Here is a 5,588-nt window from a genome sequence, read left to right on the forward strand (position 1 = left end):
GTGGATGAGCCTCCTGCGGGAAGCCCGAGAGGGTGGATCGAGGATGAGCGTCTGTTCCTTGAGAACTCAACAGTGTGCCAAGTAGTCGATGCCATTTGTTTGGTGTCGAGCCTGAGCGTTGCATCCGCGCCCCTGTGGGTGGCGCTCGGGGTAGAGACCAGTTTCGGCCCTGCTTTTGTGGGGTTTCTTTGTGTGTCTGTTGTCTGCCGGGTTCGCCTGGTGGGTGGCGTTTGACATTAACGGAGAGTTTGATTCTGGCTCAGGACGAACGCTGGCGGCGTGCTTAACACATGCAAGTCGAACGGTGAAGGTCAGCTTGCTGACCGGATCAGTGGCGAACGGGTGAGTAACACGTGAGCAACCTGCCCTCCACTCTGGGATAAGCCTTGGAAACGAGGTCTAATACTGGATACGAGACGCCCGGGCATCCGGAGTGTCTGGAAAGATTTATCGGTGGGGGATGGGCTCGCGGCCTATCAGCTTGTTGGTGGGGTGATGGCCTACCAAGGCGACGACGGGTAGCCGGCCTGAGAGGGCGACCGGCCACACTGGGACTGAGACACGGCCCAGACTCCTACGGGAGGCAGCAGTGGGGAATATTGCACAATGGGCGCAAGCCTGATGCAGCGACGCCGCGTGAGGGATGACGGCCTTCGGGTTGTAAACCTCTTTCAGCAGGGAAGAAGCGCAAGTGACGGTACCTGCAGAAGAAGCGCCGGCTAACTACGTGCCAGCAGCCGCGGTAATACGTAGGGCGCAAGCGTTGTCCGGAATTATTGGGCGTAAAGAGCTCGTAGGCGGTCTGTCGCGTCTGCTGTGAAAACCTCAGGCTCAACCTGGGGCTTGCAGTGGGTACGGGCAGACTAGAGTGCGGTAGGGGTGACTGGAATTCCTGGTGTAGCGGTGGAATGCGCAGATATCAGGAGGAACACCGATGGCGAAGGCAGGTCACTGGGCCGCAACTGACGCTGAGGAGCGAAAGCATGGGGAGCGAACAGGATTAGATACCCTGGTAGTCCATGCCGTAAACGTTGGGCACTAGGTGTGGGGTCCATTCCACGGATTCCGTGCCGCAGCAAACGCATTAAGTGCCCCGCCTGGGGAGTACGGCCGCAAGGCTAAAACTCAAAGAAATTGACGGGGGCCCGCACAAGCGGCGGAGCATGCGGATTAATTCGATGCAACGCGAAGAACCTTACCAAGGCTTGACATGCACCGGTAACACTCAGAGATGGGTGCCCCGCAAGGTCGGTGCACAGGTGGTGCATGGTTGTCGTCAGCTCGTGTCGTGAGATGTTGGGTTAAGTCCCGCAACGAGCGCAACCCTCGTCCCATGTTGCCAGCGGGTTATGCCGGGGACTCATGGGAGACTGCCGGGGTCAACTCGGAGGAAGGTGGGGATGACGTCAAATCATCATGCCCCTTATGTCTTGGGCTTCACGCATGCTACAATGGCCGGTACAAAGGGCTGCGATACCGCGAGGTGGAGCGAATCCCAAAAAGCCGGTCTCAGTTCGGATTGGGGTCTGCAACTCGACCCCATGAAGTCGGAGTCGCTAGTAATCGCAGATCAGCAACGCTGCGGTGAATACGTTCCCGGGCCTTGTACACACCGCCCGTCAAGTCATGAAAGTCGGTAACACCCGAAGCCGGTGGCCCAACCTCTTGTAGGGGGGAGCCGTCGAAGGTGGGACTGGCGATTAGGACTAAGTCGTAACAAGGTAGCCGTACCGGAAGGTGCGGCTGGATCACCTCCTTTCTAAGGAGCATCTGGCACGTGCCTGCGCCTGTCATGGGTGTGGGTGGGTGTCCAGGCCCATGCCCTCACCGTCAGTGTGTGAGGGGTGGTGCTCGAGGGTGGAACATCGACTACGGCCGGCCATGGGCTGGTGGGTGCCTAGTACGCCGCATCGTGTGGTCTCGAGCTTGCTCGGGGCCGCGTGGTGGGGGAGGGAACGGTTGTCCTGCTGGTGGTGTGGTCGGCCTGGCACGCTGTTGGGTCCTGAGGGAACAGCCCGCTTGTCGGGGTGTTGCTTCGGGGTCACGAGATCTTCCGGGTCTGCCGGGTTGCTGGTCGCGCCGTTGTGCGTGGGTGGTGGCCGGGTGGGTGCTGGGGGTCGGGTGGGCCTTCGGGTTCGTCGGTGGTGTCGTACCGCCTCGCGTGTTGCGGGGTTGGCGCACCGGGTGCCGGCGAAGGTCCGGTGGTTGCTTGAGAACTGCACAGTGGACGCGAGCATCTTTGAATGATCTTTGTGGTCAAGTTTATAAGGGCACAGGGTGGATGCCTTGGCACCAGGAGCCGAAGAAGGACGTAGTAGCCTGCGATAAGCCTCGGGGAGTTGGCAAACGAACCGTGATCCGAGGATGTCCGAATGGGGAAACCCCGCCACAGTCATGTGTGGTGACCCGCACCTGAATATATAGGGTGCGTGGAGGGAACGCCGGGAAGTGAAACATCTCAGTACCGGCAGGAAGAGATATTCCGTGAGTAGTGGCGAGCGAAAGCGGATCAGGCCAAACCGTGCGTGTGTTCAAGCCGGCAGGCGTTGCACGTGCGGGGTTGTGGGACCCGTCAGCTGATACTGCCGTGTCAGCAGGGAGTCAGAAAGTCGCGTCATAGTCGAAGGGCATTGAAAGGCCCGGCACAGAGGGTGGTACCCCCGTAGACGAAATGGCGTGGCCTCCCGATGGGGATCCCAAGTAGCTCCGGGCCCGAGAAACCCGGAGTGAATCTGCACAGACCACTGTGTAAGCCTAAATACTACCTGGTGACCGATAGCGGACAAGTACCGTGAGGGAAAGGTGAAAAGTACCCCGGGAGGGGAGTGAAATAGTACCTGAAACCGTGTGCCTACAATCCGTCGGAGCCTCCCTAGCAGGGGTGACGGCGTGCCTTTTGAAGAATGAGCCTGCGAGTTAGTGGTACGTGGCGAGGTTAACCCGTGTGGGGAAGCCGTAGCGAAAGCGAGTCCGAACAGGGCGAGTCAGTCGCGTGCTCTAGACCCGAAGCGAAGTGATCTAGCCATGGGCAGGGTGAAGCGCGGGTAAGACCGCGTGGAGGCCCGAACCCACCAGGGTTGAAAACCTGGGGGATGACCTGTGGTTAGGGGTGAAAGGCCAATCAAACTTCGTGATAGCTGGTTCTCCCCGAAATGCATTTAGGTGCAGCGTCACGTGTTTCTTGCCGGAGGTAGAGCTACTGGATAGCCGATGGGCCCCACCAGGTTACTGACGTTAGCCAAACTCCGAATGCCGGTAAGCCAGAGCGTGGCAGTGAGACTGCGGGGGATAAGCTCCGTAGTCGAGAGGGAAACAGCCCAGACCACCAGCTAAGGCCCCTAAGCGTGTGCTAAGTGGGAAAGGATGTGGAGTTGCACAGACAACCAGGAGGTTGGCTTAGAAGCAGCCACCCTTGAAAGAGTGCGTAATAGCTCACTGGTCAAGTGATTCCGCGCCGACAATGTAGCGGGGCTCAAGCACACCGCCGAAGCTGTGGCATTCACACTCGTGACAAGCCTTCGTGGTTCAGTCGTGTGGATGGGTAGGGGAGCGTCGTGTGGGCGGTGAAGCCGCGGGGGAACCCAGTGGTGGAGCCCACACGAGTGAGAATGCAGGCATGAGTAGCGAAAGACGGGTGAGAAACCCGTCCGCCGAATGACCAAGGGTTCCAGGGCCAGGCTAATCCGCCCTGGGTAAGTCGGGACCTAAGGCGAGGCCGACAGGCGTAGTCGATGGACAACGGGTTGATATTCCCGTACCGGCGAAGAACCGCCCATACCGAGCCCGGTGATGCTGACCGTCCGAGCCGGTGCACCGTCCCTTCGGGGACACCGCACCGGGGAGCACGGGACCCGAACCGGTAGTAGGTAAGCGTATTAACAGGGGTGACGCAGGAAGGTAGCCCAGCGTGGCGATGGTAGTCCACGTCCAAGGCCGTAGGGCGAGGTGCAGGCAAATCCGCACCTCATGTGCCTGAGAACCGACGGGTACCGCGTATGCGGGAAATGGGTGATCCTATGCTGCCAAGAAAAGCCTCGACGCGAGGTTCTAGCCGCCCGTACCCCAAACCGACTCAGGTGGTCAGGTAGAGAATACCAAGGCGATCGAGAGAATCGTGGTTAAGGAACTCGGCAAAATGCCCCCGTAACTTCGGGAGAAGGGGGGCCTCAAGCGTGAACCGGCATGCCCGGGGAAGCGTGGAGGGCCGCAGAGACCAGGGAGAAGCGACTGTTTACTAAAAACACAGGTCCGTGCGAAGTCGCAAGACGATGTATACGGACTGACGCCTGCCCGGTGCTGGAAGGTTAAGAGGACGGGTCAGCACGCAAGTGCGAAGCTCAGAATTTAAGCCCCAGTAAACGGCGGTGGTAACTATAACCATCCTAAGGTAGCGAAATTCCTTGTCGGGTAAGTTCCGACCTGCACGAATGGCGTAACGACTTCTCCGCTGTCTCAACCGCGAACTCGGCGAAATTGCACTACGAGTAAAGATGCTCGTTACGCGCAGCAGGACGGAAAGACCCCGGGACCTTTACTATAGCTTGGTATTGGTGTTCGGTGCGGCTTGTGTAGGATAGGTGGGAGACTGTGAAGCCGGCACGCCAGTGTCGGTGGAGTCATCGTTGAAATACCACTCTGGTCGCTCTGGACATCTAACCTCGGTCCGTGATCCGGATCAGGGACAGTGCCTGGTGGGTAGTTTAACTGGGGCGGTTGCCTCCTAAAATGTAACGGAGGCGCTCAAAGGTTCCCTCAGCCTGGTTGGCAATCAGGTGGCGAGTGCAAGTGCACAAGGGAGCTTGACTGTGAGACTGACAGGTCGAGCAGGGACGAAAGTCGGAACTAGTGATCCGGCGGTGGCTTGTGGAAGCGCCGTCGCTCAACGGATAAAAGGTACCCCGGGGATAACAGGCTGATCTTGCCCAAGAGTCCATATCGACGGCATGGTTTGGCACCTCGATGTCGGCTCGTCGCATCCTGGGGCTGGAGTAGGTCCCAAGGGTTGGGCTGTTCGCCCATTAAAGCGGTACGCGAGCTGGGTTTAGAACGTCGTGAGACAGTTCGGTCCCTATCCGCTGCGCGCGCAGGAAACTTGAGAAGGGCTGTCCCTAGTACGAGAGGACCGGGACGGACGAACCTCTGGTGTGCCAGTTGTTCCGCCAGGAGCACGGCTGGTTGGCTACGTTCGGAAGGGATAACCGCTGAAAGCATCTAAGCGGGAAGCCTGCTTCAAGATGAGGTTTCCACGCCCTTCGGGGTGAGAGGCTCCCAGATAGACCACTGGGTAGATAGGCCGGATGTGGAAGGCAGGACGAAAGACTGCCGCAGCTGACCGGTACTAATAAGCCGACAACTTGACTCACCTTCATTCATTGCTACGCGTCCACTGTGCGGTTCCCGAGAAACCAACGGGCCATGTGCCTGTTTGACAGATTCTCGACAGCGTTACGGCGGTCATAGCGAAGGGGAAACGCCCGGTCCCATTCCGAACCCGGAAGCTAAGCCCTTCAGCGCCGATGGTACTGCACCCGCCAGGGTGTGGGAGAGTAGGACGCCGCCGGACAACCATTCCACGAAGGCCCACCCGA

Annotated in this window: 3 rRNA genes; all 3 read left to right on the top strand. The window is 59.1% G+C overall.

Annotated features, from left to right (window positions below):
• Window positions 1-236: 236 nt before the first annotated feature.
• The 3 genes from FB586_RS18395 to rrf all read left to right on the top strand — a co-directional run bounded on the left by FB586_RS18395 (window position 237) and on the right by rrf (window position 5,563).
• Window positions 237-1,759 (top strand): 16S ribosomal RNA (locus tag FB586_RS18395).
• A 495-nt stretch (window positions 1,760-2,254) separates the two neighbouring features.
• Window positions 2,255-5,362 (top strand): 23S ribosomal RNA (locus FB586_RS18400).
• Window positions 5,363-5,446: 84 nt separating this feature from the next.
• Window positions 5,447-5,563 (top strand): 5S ribosomal RNA (gene rrf, locus FB586_RS18405).
• Together the 16S, 23S and 5S rRNA genes form the textbook arrangement of a ribosomal RNA operon.
• The last annotated feature ends 25 nt before the right edge of the window (window positions 5,564-5,588 follow it).

This window comes from Cellulomonas telluris, from assembly GCF_004886325.1.
In the GTDB taxonomy this organism is placed as follows: domain Bacteria; phylum Actinomycetota; class Actinomycetes; order Actinomycetales; family Cellulomonadaceae; genus Cellulomonas; species Cellulomonas telluris.